This is a genomic window from Mesorhizobium sp. M7A.F.Ca.CA.002.09.1.1, from assembly GCF_003998555.1.
Classification (GTDB): domain Bacteria; phylum Pseudomonadota; class Alphaproteobacteria; order Rhizobiales; family Rhizobiaceae; genus Mesorhizobium; species Mesorhizobium ciceri.
The window spans coordinates 1-1373 of sequence record NZ_RZRR01001190.1 but is presented as its reverse complement, the minus strand read 5'-3'; the positions used below and the strand labels follow the sequence as shown (position 1 = coordinate 1373).

Annotated in this window: 2 protein-coding genes; both read right to left on the bottom strand. The window is 60.4% G+C overall.

Annotated features, from left to right (window positions below; all coding sequences use genetic code 11):
* Nucleotides 1-522, bottom strand: a 522-nt coding sequence (locus EN994_RS31650; protein WP_164746425.1) for an NAD(P)-dependent oxidoreductase, incomplete at its 3' end; no start/stop codon positions are given.
* Between the two features lie 112 nt (nt 523-634).
* Nucleotides 635-1372 (bottom strand): ABC transporter permease, encoded by a 738-nt coding sequence (locus tag EN994_RS31645; RefSeq protein ID WP_245466146.1) that lies wholly within the window; start codon nt 1370-1372, stop codon nt 635-637.
* Nucleotide 1373 lies beyond the last annotated feature (1 nt).

The following is a 1373-nucleotide window of genomic DNA, read 5'->3' as shown; positions in this document are numbered from 1 at the left end:
CATTTTGGTGAGCTGGCCGGCACCGGCCGACCCCATCAAGCCGACCATGCGGGCAAAAGCGTCGATGACAGGCTTCGCTTTGTCGAAAGCGTCCTGCTCGCCGCCGACCATCACGGTCAGCACGCCGTTCTCGGCGCCGGCCTGGCCGCCCGAGACCGGCGCATCGAGAAACGAAAACCCGCCGGCTAGCGCCGCCGCCGCCAGCTCGCGAGCGACCTCGGCCGAGGCGGTGGTGTTGTCGATGAAGACCGAACCCTTCTTCATCGATTTGAAGGCGCCTTCCGGACCGGTCGTCACCGAACGCAGATCGTCGTCATTGCCGACACAGGAGAACACAAAATCCTTGCCCTCGGCGGCCTGCGCAGGGGTCGCCGCCAGGCTACCGCCATGCTGGCCAACCCATTGCTCGGCCTTGGCCTTGGTGCGGTTGTAGACGGTGACGTCATGGCCGCCCTTGTTCTTCAAGTGTCCGGCCATCGGATAGCCCATCACGCCAAGACCGAGAAATGCCACAGATGCCATGAGCTTGCCCTTCAGAATGGAAACGGAATTTGCTGCGAAAGCTCTAGGCTCTGCGCTCAATTCGTCAAGACGCGTATAGCCTGATCGACTGGTGCAGCCGAATCGAAAATCGTCAGCGTTTCAGGTGAACGGTGATCCGGCGCTCGATCCATTCGACGCCATGCCGCAATATCTCGACCATCACCAGATAGACGAGGGCGACCCAGATATAGGCCTGGATGTCGAACGAGTTGGCGAAGGCGAGCTTGGCATTGCCCATCAGATCGTAGACCGTGATGATGGCGACGATGGCGGACGCCTTGACCATCAGGATCAGTTCGTTGCCATAGGGCCGCAAGGCGACGATCAAGGCTTGCGGCAGGATGATCTTGCGCAACGTCTGCAGCTTATGCAGGCCAAGCGAGGCCGCCCCTTCCCATTGCCCTCTTGGCACGCTCTCTATGGCGCCGCGCAGAATCTCCGCCTGGTAGGCGGCCGTGTTGAGCGCAAAGGCAAAGACGCCGCAATTGAACGCGTCCTTGAAAAAATCCCAGAGGCCGACCGACTGGAGTTCGACGCGGAACGAGCCCAATCCGTAGTAGACCAGATAGGTCTGGACCAGCAGCGGCGTGCCGCGGAAGAAATAGACGTAGCAATAGGCGAGGCCGGACAGGATCCGGTTGCTGGACATGCGCCCGTAAGCGACGGGCACCGACAGGATCGCGCCGAGTACCATCGATATGGAAACCAGCGCCAGCGTGACCCCAAGCCCGCTCAGATAAGCCGGCGCATATTTGGCAAAGAAATCAGGATTCCAGGCAAGGAAGAGATAGCTGACGATGCCGATTCCGAACAAAATCCATAGGCCCACC